At 59.9% G+C, this 21,894-nt stretch carries 25 protein-coding genes, 2 tRNA genes and 2 rRNA genes; 3 read left to right on the top strand and 26 right to left on the bottom strand.

The genetic code is table 11. From position 1 onward, the window contains the following. Window positions 1-45 precede the first annotated feature (45 nt). The 15 genes from spoVG to BM063_RS11290 form a co-directional block, all read right to left on the bottom strand. Window positions 46-336 (bottom strand): septation regulator SpoVG, encoded by a 291-nt coding sequence (gene spoVG / locus BM063_RS11365; RefSeq protein WP_092039068.1) that lies wholly within the window; start codon window positions 334-336, stop codon window positions 46-48. 93 nt (window positions 337-429) lie between these two features. Continuing rightward, the gene (locus BM063_RS11360) at window positions 430-804 is read right to left on the bottom strand and encodes a RidA family protein (RefSeq protein WP_092039066.1); all 375 of its coding nucleotides are present in this window, start codon (window positions 802-804) and stop codon (window positions 430-432) included. Continuing rightward, complete coding sequence (gene purR, locus BM063_RS11355) at window positions 801-1,634, bottom strand: pur operon repressor (RefSeq protein ID WP_092039064.1); 834 nt, start codon at window positions 1,632-1,634, stop codon at window positions 801-803. The genes BM063_RS11360 and purR overlap by 4 nt, the downstream gene beginning before the upstream one ends. A gap of 110 nt (window positions 1,635-1,744) precedes the next feature. After that, the gene (ispE, locus tag BM063_RS11350; RefSeq protein WP_092039151.1) at window positions 1,745-2,629 is read right to left on the bottom strand and encodes a 4-(cytidine 5'-diphospho)-2-C-methyl-D-erythritol kinase; all 885 of its coding nucleotides are present in this window, start codon (window positions 2,627-2,629) and stop codon (window positions 1,745-1,747) included. 153 nt (window positions 2,630-2,782) lie between these two features. After that, window positions 2,783-2,956: a small, acid-soluble spore protein, alpha/beta type gene (locus tag BM063_RS11345; RefSeq protein WP_092039062.1), complete on the bottom strand. Its 174-nt coding sequence runs from the start codon at window positions 2,954-2,956 to the stop codon at window positions 2,783-2,785. A gap of 146 nt (window positions 2,957-3,102) precedes the next feature. Beyond that, on the bottom strand, window positions 3,103-3,381 hold the full coding sequence (gene veg, locus BM063_RS11340) for a biofilm formation stimulator Veg (protein ID WP_092039060.1): 279 nt from the start codon (window positions 3,379-3,381) through the stop codon (window positions 3,103-3,105). 132 nt (window positions 3,382-3,513) lie between these two features. Beyond that, window positions 3,514-4,011: a ribonuclease H-like YkuK family protein gene (locus tag BM063_RS11335; RefSeq protein ID WP_245752242.1), complete on the bottom strand. Its 498-nt coding sequence runs from the start codon at window positions 4,009-4,011 to the stop codon at window positions 3,514-3,516. A gap of 28 nt (window positions 4,012-4,039) precedes the next feature. Further along, window positions 4,040-4,918: a 16S rRNA (adenine(1518)-N(6)/adenine(1519)-N(6))-dimethyltransferase RsmA gene (rsmA, locus tag BM063_RS11330; protein ID WP_092039058.1), complete on the bottom strand. Its 879-nt coding sequence runs from the start codon at window positions 4,916-4,918 to the stop codon at window positions 4,040-4,042. Next, window positions 4,915-5,481: a ribonuclease M5 gene (gene rnmV / locus BM063_RS11325; RefSeq protein ID WP_092039056.1), complete on the bottom strand. Its 567-nt coding sequence runs from the start codon at window positions 5,479-5,481 to the stop codon at window positions 4,915-4,917. Before rnmV ends, rsmA begins: the two co-directional genes overlap by 4 nt. Before the next feature lie 65 nt (window positions 5,482-5,546). Next, on the bottom strand, window positions 5,547-6,323 hold the full coding sequence (locus BM063_RS11320; protein WP_092039054.1) for a TatD family hydrolase: 777 nt from the start codon (window positions 6,321-6,323) through the stop codon (window positions 5,547-5,549). A 22-nt stretch (window positions 6,324-6,345) separates the two neighbouring features. After that, complete coding sequence (gene lepB, locus BM063_RS11315) at window positions 6,346-6,855, bottom strand: signal peptidase I (RefSeq protein ID WP_092039052.1); 510 nt, start codon at window positions 6,853-6,855, stop codon at window positions 6,346-6,348. A 521-nt stretch (window positions 6,856-7,376) separates the two neighbouring features. Beyond that, window positions 7,377-9,383 (bottom strand): methionine--tRNA ligase, encoded by a 2,007-nt coding sequence (metG, locus tag BM063_RS11305; RefSeq protein WP_245752241.1) that lies wholly within the window; start codon window positions 9,381-9,383, stop codon window positions 7,377-7,379. Window positions 9,384-9,928: 545 nt separating this feature from the next. Continuing rightward, on the bottom strand, window positions 9,929-10,441 hold the full coding sequence (locus BM063_RS11300; RefSeq protein WP_245752240.1) for an HIT family protein: 513 nt from the start codon (window positions 10,439-10,441) through the stop codon (window positions 9,929-9,931). Window positions 10,442-10,455: 14 nt separating this feature from the next. Beyond that, window positions 10,456-12,294 (bottom strand): ATP-binding protein, encoded by a 1,839-nt coding sequence (locus BM063_RS11295; protein WP_092039046.1) that lies wholly within the window; start codon window positions 12,292-12,294, stop codon window positions 10,456-10,458. 108 nt (window positions 12,295-12,402) lie between these two features. Then, complete coding sequence (locus BM063_RS11290) at window positions 12,403-13,356, bottom strand: DNA double-strand break repair nuclease NurA (protein WP_092039044.1); 954 nt, start codon at window positions 13,354-13,356, stop codon at window positions 12,403-12,405. Between the two features lie 275 nt (window positions 13,357-13,631). Between BM063_RS11290 and BM063_RS11285 the strand changes: the two genes are divergently transcribed. After that, window positions 13,632-13,910, top strand: coding sequence for an AbrB/MazE/SpoVT family DNA-binding domain-containing protein (locus BM063_RS11285; protein ID WP_092039042.1), 279 nt, complete (start codon window positions 13,632-13,634; stop codon window positions 13,908-13,910). A 110-nt stretch (window positions 13,911-14,020) separates the two neighbouring features. Here the strand turns inward: BM063_RS11285 and rsmI are convergent, their stop codons facing one another. The 9 genes from rsmI to BM063_RS11240 form a co-directional block, all read right to left on the bottom strand. Next, window positions 14,021-14,917: a 16S rRNA (cytidine(1402)-2'-O)-methyltransferase gene (rsmI, locus tag BM063_RS11280; protein WP_092039040.1), complete on the bottom strand. Its 897-nt coding sequence runs from the start codon at window positions 14,915-14,917 to the stop codon at window positions 14,021-14,023. Window positions 14,918-14,971: 54 nt separating this feature from the next. Continuing rightward, entirely contained in the window at window positions 14,972-15,337 is a 366-nt protein-coding gene (gene yabA / locus BM063_RS11275) for a DNA replication initiation control protein YabA (RefSeq protein ID WP_143085331.1), read from the bottom strand. A 25-nt stretch (window positions 15,338-15,362) separates the two neighbouring features. Further along, entirely contained in the window at window positions 15,363-16,166 is an 804-nt protein-coding gene (locus tag BM063_RS11270) for a PSP1 domain-containing protein (RefSeq protein ID WP_092039143.1), read from the bottom strand. Next, window positions 16,126-17,151 carry a DNA polymerase III subunit delta' gene (gene holB / locus BM063_RS11265; RefSeq protein ID WP_092039038.1) on the bottom strand — a complete coding sequence of 342 codons (1,026 nt, stop codon included), beginning with the start codon at window positions 17,149-17,151 and terminating at the stop codon, window positions 16,126-16,128. The genes BM063_RS11270 and holB overlap by 41 nt, the downstream gene beginning before the upstream one ends. Before the next feature lie 14 nt (window positions 17,152-17,165). After that, on the bottom strand, window positions 17,166-17,489 hold the full coding sequence (locus BM063_RS11260; RefSeq protein ID WP_143085330.1) for a cyclic-di-AMP receptor: 324 nt from the start codon (window positions 17,487-17,489) through the stop codon (window positions 17,166-17,168). Continuing rightward, window positions 17,486-18,130 carry a dTMP kinase gene (tmk, locus tag BM063_RS11255; RefSeq protein ID WP_143085329.1) on the bottom strand — a complete coding sequence of 215 codons (645 nt, stop codon included), beginning with the start codon at window positions 18,128-18,130 and terminating at the stop codon, window positions 17,486-17,488. Before tmk ends, BM063_RS11260 begins: the two co-directional genes overlap by 4 nt. 51 nt (window positions 18,131-18,181) lie before the next feature. Further along, window positions 18,182-19,612, bottom strand: coding sequence for an aminotransferase class I/II-fold pyridoxal phosphate-dependent enzyme (locus tag BM063_RS11250; RefSeq protein ID WP_092039034.1), 1,431 nt, complete (start codon window positions 19,610-19,612; stop codon window positions 18,182-18,184). 35 nt (window positions 19,613-19,647) lie between these two features. Continuing rightward, window positions 19,648-19,872 carry a sigma factor G inhibitor Gin gene (locus BM063_RS11245; protein WP_092039141.1) on the bottom strand — a complete coding sequence of 75 codons (225 nt, stop codon included), beginning with the start codon at window positions 19,870-19,872 and terminating at the stop codon, window positions 19,648-19,650. A gap of 243 nt (window positions 19,873-20,115) precedes the next feature. Further along, window positions 20,116-21,003, bottom strand: coding sequence for a CPBP family intramembrane glutamic endopeptidase (locus tag BM063_RS11240; RefSeq protein ID WP_092039032.1), 888 nt, complete (start codon window positions 21,001-21,003; stop codon window positions 20,116-20,118). 199 nt (window positions 21,004-21,202) lie between these two features. Between BM063_RS11240 and BM063_RS11235 the strand changes: the two genes are divergently transcribed. Continuing rightward, a tRNA-Thr gene (locus BM063_RS11235) sits at window positions 21,203-21,275 on the top strand. A 15-nt stretch (window positions 21,276-21,290) separates the two neighbouring features. Further along, window positions 21,291-21,348, top strand: a tRNA-Glu gene (locus BM063_RS11230). Window positions 21,349-21,542: 194 nt separating this feature from the next. Here the strand turns inward: BM063_RS11230 and rrf are convergent. Then, window positions 21,543-21,659: ribosomal RNA gene (gene rrf / locus BM063_RS11225) — 5S ribosomal RNA — on the bottom strand. Window positions 21,660-21,725: 66 nt separating this feature from the next. Then, window positions 21,726-21,894 (bottom strand): 23S ribosomal RNA (locus BM063_RS11220); the annotation flags it as partial.

Below are 21,894 nucleotides of genomic sequence, written 5' to 3'. Positions count from 1 at the left end.
TATGCGCCATCCGCTTCCGCCGCGGGATTTGTCAGAGAGCCGGAACTACAGGACCCCTTCGGCCGATTCCTTGACCAGATTCTCGCTGGCCCGGCGGTACGCTTCCAACACCGCGGCCTCGATCTTTTCCCTCATCGTCGGTGAAATCGGGTGGGCGATGTCGCGAAATTCCCCCTCCGGCGTCCGTTTGCTGGGCATCGCAACGAACATGCCCTTTTTCCCGTCGATCACCCGGAGGTCATGGACGACGAATTCACCGTCGATGGTGATGGAAACGATGGCGCGCATGCGCCCTTCCGGATACACCCGCCGCAGCCGCACTTCTGTCACTTCCAAGTCGATTTCACCACCCATTTCCAAAGATGTCGTCAATGAACTATTCCACGCGGGTGGTGAAAATCCTTCCAGTCAATTCGATTTTTGTGAAATTTAGTCGATGGTGGCGATCACTTCAATTTCGATGCCGACATCCTTGGGCAGGCGGGAAACCTCCACGCAGGACCGGGCCGGCCGGTGCTCCGGAAAGTAGGTGGCGTACACTTCGTTCACCTTGGAAAAATCGTTCATGTCGGCCAGGTAGACCGTCGTCTTGACCACCCGGTTCAGATCGGTTCCAGCCGCCTGCAGGATGGCGCGCAGGTTGGCAAAAACCTGATGGGTCTGTTCCACGATGTCCCCCGTCACCAGTTCCCCCGTCGGCTTCAGGGGAATCTGTCCCGAGGTGAACAGGAAATTCCCCACCCGCATCGCCTGGGCGTAGGGGCCGATGGCCGCCGGCGCCCGATCGGTATGGATCGGTTTCATTGAAATCCCACCCCTTTTGCGAAGAGATTGCCGAAGGACACGGCGATCGTCCTGCTCTTCACGTCGATCTCGTCCACTTTCGCCAGTGAAAAATAATCGTCCACCAACCGCTCCCGGGCGGGGGATTCCACCATGACGCACACGCCGGCCACTTCCGCCCGGAATTCCGCCAGCAGGTCCACCATCCCCCGCACGGTTCCTCCCGCCTTCATGAAATCGTCGACGATCAGAACGCGGGAACCTTCCTTCAGACTGCGTCGGGCAAGGGAAAAGGTCCGGATGCGCCGGCTGGAACCGGAAACGGCGTTGATCGTCACCACCGACCCCTCGGTCACCCGGCTGTCCCGGCGAACGATCGCCACGGAGGTGCCCAGATGGGTGGCCGTGGCATAAGCGAGGGGAATTCCCTTGGTTTCGACGGTCACCACCGCGTCGATCCGCTCCTCAGCAAACAGGGTTGCGAAGATGCGGCCGATCTCCCGGATCAGCGCCGGATCGCCGAGGAGGTCCGACAGGTACAGGTATCCTCCGGGCAAAATGCGGTCCGGATCAGCCAGCCGCCCGCACAAATCCCTGAGCACCCCTTCGGTCTGAGCCCGGCTCATTCGAGGGATGAACCGAACGCCCCCGGCTGCCCCGGAGACGGTTTCCAGCGCTCCCGCCCCCTGCGCCTCGAGCACTTCGTGAATGATGTCCAGGTCCTCGCTGATGGAGGACTTGGCCGTCCCGTACCGCTCGGCAAAGGTCCCGAGAGGAATCAGCTTGTGCGGCTCCTGGATCAATAAGCGAGTCATGTCCACCAACCGTGCGCTCCGTCTCCACTTCTTCATGGATCGCCCTCCGCAACCAGCCGTGTGTCAAACGAAATATAACACGCAAACCGGGGACGTTCAAGAGACCGGGACCGGCGGGAACGGATTCTTTCCCCGCGGGCGGGCGCTCACCCGCCGTGCGCCGTCGCACCTTCCGGCACGCCCAGCATCCGAACCGCGAACACCTGCCGGCAAAATCCGCGCAGGGCGTTGACGATCCGGCGCGCCCTCGATTCGCGGTCGACCAGTCCGAAAACGGTGGGGCCGCTTCCCGACATCAGCACCCCGTCGGCGCCGTAGCGGCGGATCCGCTCCTTCAGCCGCCTCACTTCCGGGAACATTTCGAGCGTCACCTCTTCCAGCACGTTGCCCAAAAGGCGGCATACCGCCGGATAATCGGAACGGGAAAGGGCGTCAATCATTCCCTCCGTATCCGGACGGGAGGAGATGCGCCCGATGTCCAACCGCCGAAAGATGTCGGCGGTGGAAACGCCGTGGGGGGGCTTGGCCAACACCACCCAACAGGGCGGGGGCGGGGGAAGGGGCCGGAGTATCTCCCCCCTCCCCTTGGCCAAGGCCGTCCCCATCCGAACGCAATAGGGCACGTCCGACCCCAGTTCCGCCCCGAGCTCCACCAGCTCCTCCGGCTTAAGCCCCAATTTCCACATCCGGTTGAGTCCGCGGAGGGTGGCCGCCGCATCGCTGCTTCCTCCGGCAAGCCCCGCGGCGACGGGTATCTTCTTGTGGATAAAGATGCGGACCCCTTGCCGGATGCCGAACCGCTCCCGGATCAGGGAAGCCGCCCGAAAGGCCAGATTTCGCTCATCCAGGGGAACCAGCCCCGAGGTGCTGTCCATGTGAATCTGTCCGTCATCCGTCTCCATCAGATCGATCCGGTCGGCCAGATCGATGGAGGTCATCACCATTTCCAGTTCATGATAGCCGTCTTCCCGTTTATGTAATACGTCCAAAGTCAGGTTGATTTTCGCAGGCGCTTTTTCCGAAAAGATCATCAATCGCTGCTGCCCCCCAATCCTGTCCCTGCCGATCAAACACTTTCCAAATGCCGTCTTCTGCGGGTTTCTCTCCAATTTTAACACGTCTTACACCCTGAAGAAACAAAAAGCCGGGGGGATCGCCCCCGGCTGTCCCGCGCAGTCGGACATTTATCGGTCCTTCAAGCGTTCCTCAGCCATTTGGATCGCGCGTTTCACCATGTTACCGGCGTCCCGGGCCTTGATTCCGCCCCAGCCCTCGCGCTTCACCACATCGTAAAAGCCGAGATCCTTCGCCAATTCGATCTTCAAGTCCTCCGACATGACACCACGGCGTCGTGCCACTCCGAGAACCCCCTTTTCCGCGCGGGACAGGTTTAGTATGGCTTAAAAGGCCGGTTCCGTTGCTGGCAATCCGTTCCCCCTTCAGCACAAAACCCGGCGGAAGTTCGCCGGGTCAGCATTCGAACCGTCAATGTCCCGCAGTGTATTTATTGTTTCTTCACGTACTTGACTTGAACCGGGCCGCTTTCCTGAAAAACGGTGAGCTCCACCGTCTCCGTCAAAATATCGGCATAGCTGTAGGAAACCCGCTTGAAAGCGTGCTGATCCTCGTCCAGTTTGACGATGAAGACAGATGGATACGTCTCCTCCAGGATGCCGGTTCGTTCAATGGTTTTACGCCGTCCGCTGTTGGCTTTCAGACGAATCCTCTGCCCGATGTAACCGTCGAGGGTACGCTTGATCTCCGAAAGCGCGTTTTTGCCCATGGCTGTTCGACCACCTCACTCGAAACGATTATAACACGAGGAGGTGGATTTGTCAAACGAACACAGTATTATAGCAATGAGACAAAGACTATGTCAACAGGTTTCGCAAATAAAATCGGGAACTTTTTTGGGTCATTTGGTAAAACGGTCCGCCACCGCGCTGGCCGCGTACGCCTCGGGCTTGATTTTGGCTGTGTAACCCACGGAGGTCACCCATCCCACCACTTCCTGAATCAGCTTTCGAGTCTCTCCCCGACGCCCCACGTCGAGATGAATCTCCACCGGCAGGTCGGCCGACAATCCGACAAGCCCCATCTCCTTCAGCCGTTCCATGCAGGAAAGGGAAAGCTCCGTCTCCCGGTAGATCCGGTAGCGCAGATCAAGGAGCGGTTTGGACCGGTTGCGGGCATAGTAGAACAGGGCCCCTTTTCCGACGCGGTGGACGATAATGGCCGTCACAAACATCGTTTCCCGGTGCGACGTCTGGGAGTCCGTCCCCAGGACGATCTTGTACCGGGAATTTCTGTCCTTTTCGATGTAGGAGCGAATGTCGGCCACGACCTGCTTCAGGCTCATGGGTCCCTTACGGGGATGGATAAAAAGGGGGGATCCCTCCACGGGCGATATCACCTCGCTTCTCCCGGCTTAAATGGAAACATCACCGCGTCTCAATCATCCGGTCCAGCGCATCGGCCAGGCGCCCGAATTCCTCCAGGGTCAGCGTTTCTCCCCGGCGGCCCGGATCGATGCCGATATCCGTCAGCAGGTTTCCCAGCTCCTCTTTCCGCTTTCCCCCGAAAAAGGCTGCGGACAGGGCGTTCGCCAAGGTCTTCCGCCTCTGGGCAAAGGCCGCCCGCACCGCCCGGAAGAAGAGGGCCTCGTTTCGGACGGAAACCGCGGGCTCCCGCCGAAGCCGGAGACGGATGACCGCCGAATCCACCTGGGGACGGGGAACAAAGCAGTTCCGGGGAACGCCGCAGATCCAGGACACCTCGGCGAAGTACCGGACGGCCACGGAAAGGGATCCGTATTCCTTGGTCCCCGGCCCGGCCAGGATCCGTTCGGCCACTTCCTTCTGAATCATGACCACGATCCGGTCCAGGGGAAGCCGCTCTTCGAGAAGGCGCATCAGAATGGGCGAGGTGACGTAGTAGGGGAGATTGGCGACGACGGAAAACCGCCTGGCCGATCCCAGATGCCGCTTGATCAGCTCCCGCAAATCCACCTTGAGGGCATCCCCGTGCACCACCGTCACATGGGGTCGATCGGAAAACAGCTCCCGGAGGATCGGGATCAGCCGGTCATCGATCTCCACCGCCAGCACCGCGCCCGCCCGGTCCGCCAGCCGCTCCGTCAGCGCGCCCATCCCCGGCCCGATTTCCAGCACGCCGGTGGACGAATCCAGCTCCGCGGCCTCAATGATTCTCTCCAACACCCGCTGATCCACCAGAAAGTGCTGTCCCAGACTCTTCTTCAGGGAAAGGTTGTGATCGGCCAACAGCTGGCGGGTGCGCGCCACAATGGGGGACTGTTTCATCCTTCATTCTTCCCTTCGATTCGGTCGAGAGCCCGGGCCAATTCTTCCCGGGTGATGCGGAACAACTGCAATTTGCGAAAAAAACGCCGTCCGTTGCCGTACCCGATCCCCATCGCCTTTCCGACGGCCTCCCGGCGCCGGCGGGCCTGTTCCCCCCCGACAAGACCGGCCTGAAGGTATTCCTCCCAGGTGATCGTCTCCCCCTCCGGTTCCTCCTCCGTCCGGACGCGTTCCAGGGCGCGGCGGATCGCCTCCGGGGAGGCATGTTCGACGCCCACCCCGTCCCGGCCGGTGGCCTCTTCCCGGGGGATGAACGCGTGTTTGCATCCGGACACCTGTTCGGAGATGATCCGCCGGATCCGCTCCCCGGGCCCGTCCGGGTCCGTCAGGATGATGACGCCTCTTTTGTCCCGGGCCCGCCGGATGGCGCTTATCAGGTCCGATCCGACGGCGGAGCCCCCGGTCTCCAGGGTGTCCGCCGCCACGGCCCTTTGGACGGCGGCGGTATCCTTCTTTCCTTCGACGACGATCACTTCCTTGATCTTCTTCACCACGTGCCGCATGCCCTCTCCCGTCGGTTTTCCATGTTCTTTCTTATTTTACCAAAAAACAAAATCCCGGAAACGGCCTACGCCGCCTCTCCGATCCGGAACAGGCGGCGGGCGTTGGCGTCGGTCTGACGCGCCACCTCTTCAAAGGGGATTCCCCGCAAACCGGCGATCGCCTCGGCGACCAGGCGCACATAGCCGCTCTCGTTTCGCTTGCCGCGATGGGGATGCGGCGCCAGATAGGGGGCATCCGTCTCGATCAACAACCGGTCCAAGGGGATTCGGACCGCGATTTCCTTCGGCAGGCGAGCGTTCTTGAAGGTGACGGGCCCTCCGAGACCGATCAGGAAGTTCATCTCCAGGCACCGCTGGGCCATCTCCCAGTCCCCGCCGAAGCAGTGCATCACGCCTCCCACTTCCGCCGCCCCTTCCTCCCGAAGCACCCGGAGAACGTCGTCGTCCGCCTCCCGGTTGTGGATGATGATCGGCAAGCCGACCTCCCGCGCGAGGCGAATCTGGCGGCGAAAAACCTCTTCCTGGACCGCCCTCGGCGAATGATTGCGGTAGTAATCCAGGCCCATTTCCCCGAGCGCCACCACCTTGGGATGTTCCGTCAGGGAGCGGAGCCACTTGAGATCGGCGTCCGTCATCGCCGCGGCGTCATGGGGATGCCATCCCACCGCCGCGTAGATGAAGTCGTATCGTTCCGCCAGAGCGAGGGTGGATTGAATCGTTTCGCGGTTGAAGCCGATGTTGAGAATCCGGGAAACGCCTTGTTCCCGCGCCCTTCGGATCACTTCGTCCCGGTCATCGTCGAATTGTTCATCGTTCAGATGGGCGTGGCTGTCAAACAGCATGCCGCAGATCCTCCTCCCACCATCATCTTACAAGCAGTTGAAACCGGTCCAGGGGATAGAGAACGATTTCCGCCCTTCCCACCACCTCATCGACGTGGACCATCCCGATCTCCCGGCTGTCCCGGCTGTAATTGCGGTTGTCCCCCAGGACGAACAGGTGGCCGGGCGGCACCCGCGTGGTCGGGTAGTCTCCCCGGATTTCGCTGCTTATGTAAGGTTCCTTCAGTTTTTTCCCGTTCCGCCACACATAACCGTCGCGAATGGCGATTTCATCGCCCGGAAGGCCGATCACCCGCTTGATGAAATCCCGGTCCTCCTCCGTGTGAAACACGATGATATCGCCGTAGGAAGGAAATCGCTGACCGTAGATCCATTTGTTCACGATCAGCAGCTCATCCCCCTGCAGGGTGGGAAACATGGAGCTGCCGTACACCCGGTAGGGAGCGTAAAAATACAGCCGGATCACCATCGCCAACAGCACCGCGATCAACACGGCGATCAACCACTCACTGGATCGCGATCGATGCAACATGCGACTTCCTCCACCCGTGATCTCTCTTCCCGCCGCAAGCACAGCCTCAGCCGCTGTCGGGCCGGGAGAAAATCCGCGGCCTGCCTTCACTGCAGATTTTTTCCTTTGTCCATTGTAAAAGATCGAAGTCGATTTCGCCAACGGACGGCAATCACCCATTCATTTCCCCGTAATGCCGGGAATCATTCCTGAAATTTCAACCCGAAGGGGGCGGATCGTGCCGCCGGAGGGGCCGCTTCGCACCGGATGCGGATGCTTTAAGCACTTTGGACCGGATTCCGCACCGCTTTTCCGAAACGAAAGCCCGGCCCCGGTGAAAGGCCAACATTTCGGCCCTCCCACCAGGTTTTCCCGTCCCCAAACGTTCCGCCGCACCCCCTTTATGCAAGGGGAATCAAAACTCCGCCCGGCTCCAAGGTGGCGCCAAACTCCGCCCGGCCGTTTCGCGACGCTCCCCTGCCGGAAATACATAGGAAACAGCCGACCACCCCGGAGATCCTCTCCGGAGCGATCGGCCGGTTTCATTTCACCCGGGTGCCGCTCGGAATGTCGCCGGATACGGTGGCAAGCACCAGCCGGTCCCCGTCCTTGGCGGCCAAGATCATTCCCTCGGAGCGCTCTCCTCGGAGCTTCGCCGGTTTCAGATTGGCCACGCAGATCACTTTGCGGCCGGTCAGCTCCTCCGGCTGATAATATTGGGCGATCCCGGCCACCACCTGGCGGCGCTCCCCGCCCAGATCCAACTGCAGCTTCAGCAGCCGGTCGGCCCCCTTCACCCGGTCGGCTTCCACCACTTCCGCCACGCGCAGGTCCACCTTGGCGAAGTCGTCGATGGTGATGATCCCGGGAGTATCCTCCGCCCCCTTCCCTTCTTTCTTGGACGCATCCTTTTCCGGTTTCTTCCCGGATTCCTTGGATTCCGAGGAATCGGCGAGGGAAGCGCCCATCATCCGCCGGATGGCCTGCACCTCCTCCTTCACGTCCAAACGGGGGAAGAGGGGATCCCCCTTCTTGACCCGGATGCCGGCGGGGAAGGAACCGAACCGGCAGGCGCTCTCCCAGGAAGTCAGCTCCCCTTCGGAGAGGCCCAGCTGCTCCCACATCCGGCGGGGAGTGCGGGTCAGGAAGGGCTGAAGGAGCACGCTCACAATCCGGAGCGACTCCAAAATGTGATGGAGGACCGAGCCCAGGACGTCCTTCTTGGCCGGGTCCTTGGCCAATTCCCAGGGCATCGTCTGTTCGATGTATTTGTTGGTGCCGCGGATCAGGTCCCAAATCGCCGTCAGGGCGACGGAGAACTGGAGCGCCTCCATTGCTTCCTCCACCCGGTCCACCGTCTCTTCCGCCAGGCGCTTCAAAGTTCCGTCGTGGGAAGTGGCTCCTTCGACGGCCGCCGGGACGATGCCGCCAAAGTATTTCTCCACCATCGTGAGCGTCCGGTGGAGGAGGTTCCCCAGGTCGTTGGCCAGATCGCCGTTGATCCGCTCCACGAAACCTTCCGGGGTGAAGGAACCGTCCGCGCCGAAGGGGACTTCCCTAAGCAGATAGTAACGGAGGGCGTCCAACCCGTACCGATCAATCAGGGGGATCGGATAAACCACGTTCCCCTTCGATTTGGACATCTTCCCTTCCTTCAACTGCAGGAAACCGTGACCGAACACCTTTTTCGGCAGGGGAAGCCCCAGGGCCATCAGCATGATCGGCCAGTAGATGGTGTGGAAGCGGACGATCTCCTTTCCCACCAGGTGCACATCCGCCGGCCAGAAGGTCTCAAATTTGGCCCGTTCCTCGGGGTCGTCCGACAGATAGCCGATGGCGGTGATGTAGTTGGTCAAAGCGTCGATCCACACGTACATCACGTGCTTCGGATCGCCGGGCACCGGAATGCCCCAGTCGAAGGTGGTGCGGGATACGCACAAATCCTCCAGACCCGGCTTGATGAAGTTTTGGATCATCTCGTTCTTCCGGGACTCCGGCTGGATGAAGTCGGGATGGGCCTCGTAATGGGCCAACAGCCGGTCCACATACTTGCTCATCCGGAAAAAGTAGCTCTTCTCCCGCACCTTTTCCACCGGCCGGTTGCAGTCGGGACAGTTCCCGTCCACCAGCTGCCGCTCCGTCCAGAAGGATTCGCAGGGGGTGCAGTACCAGCCTTCGTACTCGCCGAGATAGATGTCCCCCTGATCCATCAAGCGCTTGAAGATCTTCTGCGCCACCCGCTTGTGCCGCTCCTCGGTCGTCCGGATAAAGTCGTCGTAGGAGATGTCCAGACGATCCCAGAGCTGGCGGATGCCCGCCACGATTTCATCGACGAACTGCTGGGGAGTCTTCCCCTGTTCCTGGGCCTTGCGCTGGATCTTCTGGCCGTGTTCGTCGGTTCCGGTCAGGTACATCACCCGATATCCCTTGAGCCGCTTGTAGCGGGCCATCGCATCGCCGGCCACCGTGGTATAAGCGTGGCCGATGTGCAGTTTGTCGCTGGGATAATAGATCGGCGTCGTGATGTAGAAGGTTTTTTGTTCCGCCACACCTGTTCCTCCTTTCCCAATATCAAAAAACCTCCCGCCCGAACATGGGGCGAGAGGGTTTCCTCACGCGGTACCACCCAATTTCGGCATCCCCTCGCGGCGGATGCCCTCAGCCAGTGCCGTGCACTGCTCCGATAACGCCGGAGTGCGCCCGCCCCTACCCACCGGCGCCGGCTTCAGGGCGGGATCTCGGGGGCCATGTTCACCGCGGCGGCCATGCCGGCTTTCACCTGCCCCGGCTCTCTGTCGATGGCCGGCCGGCGGTTACTCATCCCCTTCATCGACGGACAGCTATTTCCGGAAAATATCGGTTATCGTGTTATACCATTATAGCGAATCCGGAGAAGACAAATCAACCGTCCACCACCTAAAGCGGTCTTCAGGACATGGAAACCTCCCCGATCGGCGGAGAGGGAATGCCGCCCCGTCACCCGAATCCGAAAATTTATTACCCTTGATTGCCGAAGAATCGCCTCCCTATACATCGAGCCGCCGGAAAAATTCGGCCTCCCGCATCGATCCGCTTATTAAAGAACCGATTTTCTTCAGCGGCGATACGCCCGCTTCATCCCATCCAGCAGGGCTTCCTTCAGCCTTTTGCGCAACTCGCCGTGTTTCTCCTCATTGTATTGGTATCGCCGGTCCGTCCATTTTTCATCGGGATATCGCCAGACCGGATGCATCTTCAGTTCCTCCGGCTCCCAATCGTACCGGGGAAAGATGTGGGCGTGCAGAAAGGGATCCCTGTTTCCGTAGATGGAATAATTGACCCTTATCGGCCGGCAGACCTGCTCGACGGCGTCGCCGATCAGACTCATGTCGAACAAAAAGTCCCGGCGCCTTTCCAGGCTCAGCCGGTTCAGCGACTCCACCCGGGGATACGCCAACAGCAAACAATAGCCGGGCAGAAATTGGGTATCCCCGATCACGGCGAACCCGCTTTTCATCTTGGCCAGCACCATCGGGTTTTCGCCGCGGAGAGCGGAGCCGATCCGATCCCTTCTCCAGTCCCCCTTCACAAAAGGTTCTCCCCCTTTCGATCCCGTCTTCTGAAGCACGATCTGATCTCCCTTCACCGCTTCACATCATACCGGACCGCAAAGGGGGATTCCTTCCGGAGAATCCGGCCCTCCGCGGCCAGCCGGTCCAGCTCCTGCTTCAGCCGGCTCACTTCCCAGTTGAGGCCGCAGGTCCGGTTGATGTGGGCCACGGCGTCCATCAGATCGGTGTCAAACAAAGGCAGCCGCTGCTGAATCGCTTCAAGCACCCTTTGGTCCCTCTCTTCGGACACCGCATGAAGTTCCGCGAAGGGATCCGCCACGTGAGGACTCCGGGTGTAAGCCGCCCGGATCCGGACGAAGATCGTCCTCCCGTACACCGCTGAGGATACAAAGGTGTCGCCGGACCGGAGATAGGGAAGGCGCTTCCCTTCCTCCGGCGTCAGATCCGTCTCCTCCCTCAGGGTGGCGATGTCCGTGCCCCGCACCGTCCGGAACACAAATTTGGTATTGAGCTGGGCGGTGATCGTCTCGTCCAACAGAGTGGGTCGCTGGGTGGCCAAGACCAGGAAAACCCCGTATTTCCGCCCTTCCTGGGCGATTTCCTTCAGAATGGATTTGGCCGGGGAATCCATCCCCTTCGGAGCGAAATTGTGGGCCTCGTCGGTGACCACGATAAAGGGCGGGAAGAAAGCCGCTTCCTCCCCGTTCATCCGGGCATCCCGGTAATCCCTCCGCTTCCGGTAGAGGCTGCCGGTCACATAGGTGGAAAAGACCTGGAGCACCCAGGCAGGTCCCTGGATCACCACCAGCTTCCGCTGTTCCAGGGCGCGCTCAATGGGCTGGATATCGCGCTGAAACAGCCCCGCCTTCTCCAGACGCGACAGGCGCCACTGCACCCCCCTGACCGAAGCCAGGGGCAGGCTGTTGTATTTCTGCAGCAGGCCCATAAGATCCCGGATTTTTTCCGCCTCCTCCAGCGTCAGTTCAGGATCCCGGAGGCGCCGTTCCAGGCCTTTGCTTCCCTCCTCCAGGGCCATGGCCACGTTGCTCAGCCGGTCGCTGAAAGACTGATAGGAATCCCCCCTCCGATGGAGGGTTTCGATCACGTTGGTCATCGAGTCGGTCAGGTTTCCTGCCGCTCCCAGGAGCTGAATCACATCCCGGGTGGAGAGGGCCGAAAAGAGCACCCCCACCTCCCGGCCCACCTGGACGGAAAGCCACCGGTCTCTGAAGTCGGGGCCGCGGCCCTTCAGCTCCTCCACCCGCTCGCTGAAATCCATCTCATAGTGGGGATCAAAGACGACCGTCGGGATGGACAGCTTCATCAGTTCCTCCAACATCACCCGGAGGCCGAAGGACTTGCCCGAACCGGAGCCGCCAAAGATGCCGATGTGGGGATACTGCTGCATCGACCGGATGTCGAAGACGAAGGGAACTCCCTGTTGGGGAAGGATCTGCCCCTCCTCCAACCGGAACAGCTGTCCGGACAGCTCCGGGGGAAGGGTCGGCGCCAAGGACTCCGTCCCCAGGATCTCCCCGAGAACCATTCCTTCCTCCGGGAGCTGCTTCACCAAAAGTTCCCGCACCTCGTCAAAGCTGGGAGGGCGCACCCGGCACCCGGTCCGCACCGGATGGGGGGCCTCCGAAAAGAGGCGGATTTTGGCCAGGTTGATCTCATCGGCTCCGATATCGTAGCCGATCTGTTCCAGGGAGGAAATCACCTGGGAATCCACCAGGGACTTGTCCATTCCCATCGGTATCAGCCGGTTGTAGGAAAGGGTCTCCACCACTTCCCCCCGGGGATAATTAAGGGATTCATCCTCGATGATGAGGATCTCGTTCACCCGAAATTTCCGCTCCCTGGAAACCACGTACACTTCCTGTTGGGTTGTCACTCCCACCACTTGCACGGCCGTCTACCTCCTTTACCAGGAAACCCTTCCGGGACGCTCCTCCTTGCAAACTGCTTCCGGAAGCGAAAACGCGACGGGGGAAAAGGCGCCTTCCGGACAGGCGCATCAAAGATTCCGCTCTCTCCGCTTCGGCAACAGCAGGCGGTGAAGCAGATCCGGGTCGATATACTCTTCCACCATCGCCTCGATAAGCGGATCCGTCACCCGCACTTCCGCATCGACGATATCCAGCCACAGGGGGATGCCTCTCCCCGTCTCCGGCGTCAGCGTCCGACAAAGGCGGATCAGGTCGCCGCGATGTTCCCACTGGCTGATCAGCCCATCGATGCCGACGGGCTGGGGACTTGCGGAGGGTCGAAGCACCACTTTCCACAACCCGGTGTCGGAAGCGTTCCATCCTTCCCAGGCATACGCCTCCCCCTGCCCCAGGACGCCGTACAAAATGTCCCGGTCCGACCAGGTCGGCCGGTCGGGAAACAGCGCCCGGGCCAATCCCCTGGTCCCGATCTCCTCCGACACCCCCACCAGAAGCACCCCGGCCCGCTCCGCCGCCTCCTTCAATTGGGCCCAACCTTCCGCATCGTCAATCATGAAATGGCGCAGGGAGCCGTCCATCATCACCACCCGGGGGGTCCATTTTCTCACCGCTTCCAAAGCGGCCCGGATCTCCAGACCGGACAGGATGGTTCCCCGCCGCCGGGCTTCCCGGGCGGCTCCTCCCCCCGTCTCCTCCTCCGGCTCCAGCAAGGGAGTGTACACTTCCGCCTCCCAGTGTTCCTCCCCGCGCGTCCCCTTGGCCAGGGCCTGAAAAACCGAGAGGGTGTGGGGGTGGGCTCCGGAGGTCGAGTTGACCGAACCGTCCACCCCGACCAGCAGCCCCTCACCGAGCCAGGCTTTCAGTTCCTCCTCCGGCCACTTGTCCACCCGAAAAAAAGTTCCCGACTCCTCCAGCCGCCGCCTCAGATTTTCCAACCGAAATTCGGCAGGGGGAAACATCCGGCGCAGCTCCCGATTCAGCGCCCGCAACTTTCGCTTCAACTCTTCGGAAACGGGGAGCACGCTTCCTCCTCCTTCCGCACGCCTTGGTCCATCCCGTACACTAACAGTCTACAAAAAAATTCCTCGGCAATCACCCGGGCGCAGGGGAAAAAAAGCCCCACGTCACGCGGATATCAATTTACTGTGAATGTTGTAAAAAATACGCGGCGAAAAATGATTGTCTTATTGACTGTAATGGGAATCGCTGGTATGATGTTGATGACGCCGTTTCTGTCGAAATTTGACGGCTTCGAGACCAAGATCAAAAAGACTGCAAAAGAGAGGAGAAGTGAAAAATGCTGAAATCTACCGGAATTGTGCGGAAGGTGGACGAGCTGGGGCGCGTGGTGATTCCGATTGAACTGCGCAGGACCTTGGGGATCGGAGAAAAGGATGCGCTGGAAATTTTCGTGGACGGCGAACGGATCGTGTTAAAAAAATATGAACCAGCTTGCATTTTTACCGGCGAAGTGGACAACACCATTCGCTATAGGAACAAAGTCGTAAGCAAAAAGTGCATTGAAGAAATGTACCAATTGCTCCAAAAGGAGAAAGAAGGAGTAACCGTGGAGTAATCGTTTTCATTGTAATTACATGGAAAGAAGCGCGTTTTTGCATATTCTTCCTTTTCTTTTCGGTTCTGTTCGCGCTCATGCGCAGGCCTTCCGCGCAGCGGAAGGCCTTTCTAATTTCCTTCTTTGTTTTCGCGGTGAACCATCCGATAAACTTCCCGCTTGGGCAGGGATCGGTCCCGGGCGGCGGAGCGGATCGCCTCCTTCTTGGATTGCCCCCGGCGAAGATACCACTCCACATGTTCCTCGACGGTGAGGGGGGACCACCACTTTTCTTCGGACTGTCCGGAACGGTCGACCGGGTCGGCACCGGATATCACCAGCGTGTATTCCCCGCGGGGAGGGTGCTCCGCCAAATGGGCGAGGATCTCGCTCACTTTTCCCCTGAGCCACTCCTCGTGAGCCTTGGTCATCTCCCGGGCCAGGGCGATGCGGCGGTCCCCCAGCACCTTGCGCACCGACTCCAGGGTGGGGACCAGCCGGTGGGGCGCCTCGTAACAGACCAGGGCGGCCTCCGCCTCCTTCCACCGGGACAGCACCCTCTCCCGCTCCTTGGAAATCCGGGGCAGAAAGCCGAGGAACACGAAGGGAACGGGAGGAATTCCCGAAGCGACCAGGGCGGTGACGGCCGCGTTGGGCCCGGGAATGGGAATGACCGGGATTTCCCGTTCCAGGGCTTCCCGGACCAGCTCGGCGCCGGGATCGGAGATGGCCGGCATCCCCGCATCGCTCACCAGGGCGACGGACTCACCCCCGAGAAGCCGCTCGATCAACTGCGGTCCCCGGGATTTCCGGTTGTGTTCGTGGTAACTGACCAGTTCTTTCTTGGAAATGTCGAACCGTGTCAGCAGTTTCCGGGTATGCCGGGTATCTTCGGCGGCGATCACGTCCGCTTGCTCCAGAATCTCCTTCGCCCGGGGACTCAAATCCTGGAGATGGCCGATCGGAGTCCCGACAACGTACAGAGCCCCCCCTTCCGCCGCGTCCTCAAAGCTTCGCTGCACCTGCATCTTCCGGTCCCCTTTCGTCCAAAGTAAAAAAGAACGCCGGTATTCCCAGCGCCTTCAATCCGCAGACGACTTGTTGAGAAATGCGAGGCAAAACAGGCAGTCCCCCTCCGGCCGCATCTGGCCGTAGTGGACGTTGCAGATGTGAAAGCCTTCCTGGTACAGCTGCAGCAGGTGATCCACCCCGCCTTTCGCTCCCGTCTCCGGGGGAGAAACCTTCTTTTCCGCTTCCTCTCCGGGCATCGTTTCCTGGCTCTGCAAACGGGTTTTCCATTCCCGCAGGGACTGGTTTTCCATCTTCAGCCGCGTGTTCTCTTCGATCAGTTCCACGACCTGCTGTTTCAGTGCGCTAAGCTCCTCATAAAGCTCGCCGATCCTCTCTTCCATCCGAACCATACGGTTCAACATTTCCTGCTTGTCCACGCCTCCACCTCAATCCCCAAAAAGTTCAGGATTTCGCATGGATCTCTTCCACCGGATGTTCCACGGTGCGCCCCGAATCGCTCAATTGGACCTGCACCCTCCGTTCCAGCAGATTGAGGAGCACCACTTTTCCTTCCCCTTCCGGGGTGCGAACCCGCGTCCCCACATCGGGCATCCGGCGCTTCGCTTCCTCATAAAGTTCATTTTCATATTTCAGACAGCACATCAATCGTCCGCACAGTCCGGAAATCTTCACTGGGTTGAGGGAAAGGTTTTGATCCTTGGCCATCTTGATCGAAACCGGTTCAAAGTCCCCGAGAAAAGAGGAACAGCAGAGGATCCGGCCGCATGGACCGATTCCGCCCAGCATCTTCGCCTCGTCCCGCACGCCAATCTGCCGAAGTTCGATCCGCGTCCGGAACACCGCGGCCAAATCGCGCACCAGCTCCCGGAAATCGACCCGCCCGTCGGCGGTGAAATAGAAGATCACCTTGTTCCGGTCGAAGGTGTATTCGGCGTCGACCAGCTTCATCTCCAATCCGTGCTCCCGGATCTTTTCCCGGCAAATATCCATGGCCTTCCGGGCCGCCTTGCGGTTCCGCTCCACCTGTTCGGCATCTTCCGGTCCGGCGATGCGGATCACCTTTTTCAGGGGGAGGACAACCTCCTCCTCCGTGACATAGCGGATTCCCGACACCACTTTCCCGTATTCGATTCCCCTCACGGTTTCAACGATCACGTGATCTCCCGGTCGGACGGGCAATCCGCAGGGGTCGAAATAATATATCTTACCCGCCTGTCGAAAGCGGACTCCGGTCACTGCGTACATGGAGCGATCCCTCCTGAATGGCCAACACCATCTGTTCGAATACGGACTGGGGCTGGACCGGTCCGCTCAGCTGCCGCCGCGCATGGATGACACAATCCATCGCCTGAACCAGCCGGGACGGCGTCCACCCGGCGGACTGCCGGATTTGTTCGGCCTCCCAGCGGGCGAAGATTTCCCGGCCTGCTCGCCCCAGCATCCGATTCAACAGATCCCGAAGCCAAAGGAGCATCAGATCGAGAACCGTTTCCAGCACTTGCTTGTCCGGATTTCCTCTCATCCATTCCGCCTCCGGGGAAATCAGCGCCTCTCCCCGGCCGGCGAGCACTTCTCCACTCCATTTTATCACTTGCTCACAAAGTCGGGCAAACTCCTCCCCTTCGGCGAAACGGCGGATTTCCTCTCCGCCGCCCAGATGGGCGGCGATCCGGGCCAGCGCCGGGTCCATCCCTTCCTCGATCAGCCGCTGTTCGAGGCGTTCCGGCAACGGCTTTACAAAGCGGATCTGCTGACAACGGGAACGGATCGTCGGAAGCACCGCATCCTCCTTTTCCGCAATCAGCACCGCAACCATCGGCGTCACCGGCTCCTCCAGAAATTTGAGCATGCTGTTGGCCGCTTCCGCAGTCATCGTCTCCGCCTCTTCGATGATCACCACGCGGCGCTCCGCTTCCGCGGCGGCATAAGCGAATTCCCGCTGCAGGCGCCGCACCTGCTCGATCTTGATCGAGGCCCCCTCCGGTACAATCCGCACCACGTCGGGGTGATTTCCGTGTTCGATCCGACGGCAAGTTTCGCAGCGGTCGCAGGAATCATCGGGAGGAGCGGCAGGGCAGTTGAGGGCCTTCGAAAGCTCCAGCGCCGCCCGGCGCTTTCCCGCGCCCGGGGGACCGGTAAAAAGGTAGGCGTGGGCCACCCGATTCCGCAGAATTCCCGCACGTATCCGGCGAATCGCCTTCTCCTGCCCCAGAACCGCATCGAAAGACATGTCCAACCCTCCGCTCAAAAATGCTCAAACCGCTCCACCGCCAGGACGAAGACGGTCGCTCCCCCGATCCGGACTTCCACCGGACAGGAACCGCCTTCCTGGGTGTCCCCGCCCATGTGGGGGGTGATAAATTCCTTTCGAACCTGACTGTTTTCCCGGATGATATCCAGGACCTTTTCCACCTGGTCATCGCCCACCCCGATCAGAAAGGTGGTGTTTCCCGCCCGCAGAAACCCTCCGGTACTGGCCAGTTTGGTCACCGGGATGTTTTCCCTTACCAGCGCCTGTGACAGGCGATTGCTGTCCCGATCCTGCACCACCGCGATGATCAGTTTCACGCTTCTCCCTCCCGGGATATGGGAATCAGCTTTTCCAAATCCCGCCTAAGAATGCGGAACACCTCGTCGGCGGGACGACTCGCATCCACCACCAAAAAGCGGTCCGGCTCGGCTGAAGCAAGGTGCAAAAAGCCCTGGCGAACCCGTTCATGATACTCCTTTCCCTTCCGTTCGATGCGGTCAACCCCCCGCCCCCGACTTTGGAGGCGGCGGATACTCTCTTCCACCGGGACGTCCAAAAGGTACGTCCGATCCGGCCGGAGACCGCCCGTGGCCACCCGGTTCACCAAGCGGATCTCCTCCCGGTCCCAAAACGCTCCGAACCCCTGATATGCCATGCTGGAATCCACAAATCGGTCGCACAGAACCACCTCTCCGCGGCGCAGGGCCGGGAGAATCACCCGTTCCACCAGCTGGGCCCGGGAGGCCGCATACAGCAGAATCTCCGTCCTCACCGTCATGTCCGCGGCCCGGGGATCCAGCAGGATTCCCCGGATCCGGTCGCCGATCTCCGTTCCTCCCGGCTCCCTCACCACGGTGCAAGGCACGCCGGCCCGCTCCAAAAAATCCCGGAGCAGGGCGATCTGCGTCGATTTCCCCCCGCCTTCCGGGCCTTCCAATGTGATCAACCAACCGTTCATTCTCCGATCCTCCATTGGCCTTCCGGCCGATTGACCAATGAAACCGTCAACTTATTCTAACACGGAAACGCAGAGCGGAGAAACCGAGGAAAGTCCCCGCACCCGGCCCCCCGCTTCCACCACTTGCCGCAAAAAAAGGGCCTGCTCTTCCGTCCAGCGCTCGCCGGGCAGGATGAGCGGGATTCCCGGAGGATAAGGGAGCACCATGTCGGCAGAAAGCCTTCCCACCGCTTCTTCGAGGGGAACGGGAATGCCTGAGGCATCCATCCAGCGGGTCAGCCCTTCCCCCACCCGCCACCGCTGAAAGGGGGGAAGGGGAAGCGGGGGGGACTTCGGCATTTCGGCCAGATGCTCGTCCAATTCGCTCAAAAGGGACAGCAGGCGCTCCTCCGCCCGTCCCGGTCGCGCCAGGGAAAAGGTGAACAGCACCCGGCGATGGTCGGCCATCTCGGGGAAACAATCCCGGCTTTCCAGCCATTCGGCCATCCGAAAACCGGACGTTCCCGTCTCGGATTGCAGGGACAGTTTGAGGGGATCCTGGGGAAGGGGGCCGACCGCTTCCGAGAGGCGGCGGAGGCCGCCGATCCGCTCCCGGATGGCTGCAAGGCCGGACAAGACGTCCTCCAATCGCTTTCGCCCTTCCGTCGCCGCCAGCTTCCTCGCCAAGTCGAGGGAAGCCATGAGGGGGTAGGAGGGGCTGCTGGACTGGAGAATCCGGAGCCAGCGGGTCAACCGCTCCCGACGTATCCGCTTTCCCCGCAGGTGCAGCATGGAGGCCATGGTCATCGCCGGCAGCATTTTGTGGGTGGACTGGACCGCCAGATCGGCGCCGGATCGGATTGCCGGGGGAGGAAGAGAAGGGTGAAAGCCGAAATGCGCTCCATGGGCTTCGTCCACGATCAAGGGGGTGCCGCGAGCGTGGCAGAGGTCGGCAAACCGGTCGATGGGTTGAACCACCCCGTGGTAGGAGGGGCTGGTCACCACCACGGCCTTGGCCTCGGGAAAACGTTCCAAAGCCTCCGCCAGAATCTCCGGATCGATCCCCTGATCCAAGCCGCTCTTTTCATCCACCCGGGTTCCCAGATACACCGGACGCACCCCGGCCAACATGCAGGCGTGAAACACCGATTGATGGGAACTGCGCTGCACCAGCAGCACGTCTCCCGGATTGCAGCAGCTGAGGATCGCCGCCAGATTGCCCGCCGTGCTCCCGCCGACCAGAAAAAAGGTCTCATCAGCCCCGAAGGCCTCCGCCGCCAACGCCTGGGCCTCGGCGATCACCCCGGCGGGATCGTGCAGATCGTCCAAGGGGGAAAGCTCCGTCAGATCGATGGACAAAACCGAACCGAACAGCTTGAGTCCTTCTTCATCGAACACCCGGCCCTGCTTGTGGCCGGGCACGTGGAAGTTGCCGGGATTTCGCTTCATATGCCGCACAAGCGCCTCATACAGGGGCGCCCTTCGTTGTCGATCCGCCTTCATGCCGCAACACCTCGGAAAATGAAAAAGGGAACCTTTCACGTCCCCGGGGCTGAGCCCTGCCAGTTCAGCCAGATTCGGCTTAGTTGCGTCACAAAAAAGGAATATTTTTTATCCTCCACCGGAGTGCGGACGATGCTCCGCTCACAATCGTCGCAGATGAACTCATCCAAAACCGATATCCCCTCGTGACGCGGCTGTTCGCATACGATGCAACAGACGGGGGAACTCTTTTCTATCAATCCGTCGACCCACCTTTTCATAGTTTTTTCAACCATTGTTTCCTCGTCGGCGGTGGATCATACCCGATTTTCCCGTCCTTCCGACCGTCAGAAAGAGGAAAAAGGCGTCAGAACCCGAATCCAAGCCTTTCCGTCGGCGTTTTTCGCTTTTTATACGAATACGGTTTGTTAGGTATAAGTATACCATTTTTTATGCACAAAACTCCAGTTCATCCCTCGGCAGATGCGTGAATCCGCAACCTTCCCGGGACTCATTTCAAAAGATTATCGTTTCCACAACAGCCACAAAGCGATGGACCAGATCACCAGGATTCCAGCCACACCCATAAATCCTCCGGAAACCGGCGAGAATGCGGAAACCAACACGGCTGCGGGACCCGCCATCTGAGCGTTAAACGTGCCGTGTGCAAGAGAGGGAATCCATATACTTCGGGATGACATGCGAAGATGGCCCAGGATCACACCCACTCCTGTGATAAATGGAACGATGAGAAGCGACCCGGCCGCCGGATGTCCGGGATAGACTTGACCGACCATAACCAGTGGAATGTGCCACACGGACCAGAAAAGGCCGGAGAGGAGCAATGCTTTTCGGCGGCCGAAAACGAGCAGCTGCGATAAAAGATACCCCCTCCAACCGATCTCCTCTCCCAAAGCAAAAAAGGTCAACAACAATGGAACAACAAACAAAGAAAACAGCACATAGAGGAGTAAAACGGACACATCGGACGGCAGGCTTACAAACCCTTGTTCCCGAATGTTTTCCATCACATCAGACCATGAAGAAGCAAATGAGCCCCATCCAAAAATCCCCGTAACCCCAAACGCCGCAGATGGAAGTCCGATTCCCAGAATCCATCCCCGAAACATCCACTTCAGCGTTGGGCGCCGAAAACCGTAAAACGATCCCTCCCCCTGACCGATGTGATGCATCAGCCAAGCGGAGATGGCCGGCGTCAATTGGCCGATCCACGCTGCCGCGGTTCGTGTCACAGCCCCGGTCAACCAGCCGAATTGATAAGCGATGAACAACCACAGACTGAGCAGACTGACCGAAATGAACGTGATCATGATTCCCCTTTGAAGGGCCCTTTTTTTAAGCTCTTTCATCTGCTTTGGGCCTATTTGATTCTTTGGGTCTTGATGGCTCATCCATCCCACGCCCTCCTTCCGACGAGAAGGTGACCCGCACAGCCATGCGGGGAATGGAAAGACTCTGACAATAGTGTACCAAAAAGAAAAAATATTCCCGCATAAAAATCCACACTATGTGGGTGAATTGAATCCAATTCCCCTTTCCTTTCATCCCGACCATGGAAGGCGTCCAAATTCATCAACCCGGAGGAGCCATGCTCCCACAGCTCAGCAGGTAGAGCACTTCCATGGTAAGGAAGAGGTCACCAGTTCGCGTCTGGTTGGGAGCTCCGGCGTGTCCCGCCGGTGAAGTGGTGAACACGCCAGCCTTTCACGCCGGCATGCAGGGGTCCGAATCCCCTATCCCGAGGTTTCGGACTTCGGTTCTGCAGTCTTCCTCTGCACTTTCACGGAAAACGCCATCCTGATCCGCAGCGGGAAGGAAAAACAAAAGAGGATATTGGCAACCACCAACACTTTCCGAACCATTCCAAAAGGCTCCGTGATGTGCGAAAAAATCAAAGACCCGGTCACTAAGACCGGGTCTTTTTTTGGCCGCCTGGCAGCGACCTACTCTCCCGGGGGCTCCCGCCCCCAGTACCATCGGCGCTGGAGGGCTTAACTTCCGTGTTCGGAATGGGAACGGGTGGGTCCCCTCCGCTATTGCCACCAGACGGCATTGTGGCTGAGGATGCTCCGCACCCTCAAAATTGGCTACGGGATCAAGTGCGTGGAGGTGCAAGGAGAAGCCCTCGACCGATTCGGATCCGTCAGCTGAACGCATTGCTGCGCTTACACCTCGGACCGATCCACCTCGTCTTCTCCGAGGGGTCTTACCTCGCAGGCAAGCCTGCGAGTGGGAAATCTCATCTTGAGGGGGGCTTCGCGCTTAGATGCTTTCAGCGCTTA

The sequence above is a fragment of the Planifilum fulgidum genome (assembly GCF_900113175.1).
Lineage (GTDB): Bacteria > Bacillota > Bacilli > Thermoactinomycetales > DSM-44946 > Planifilum > Planifilum fulgidum.
This window is presented reverse-complemented; position numbering and strand designations above follow the sequence as displayed.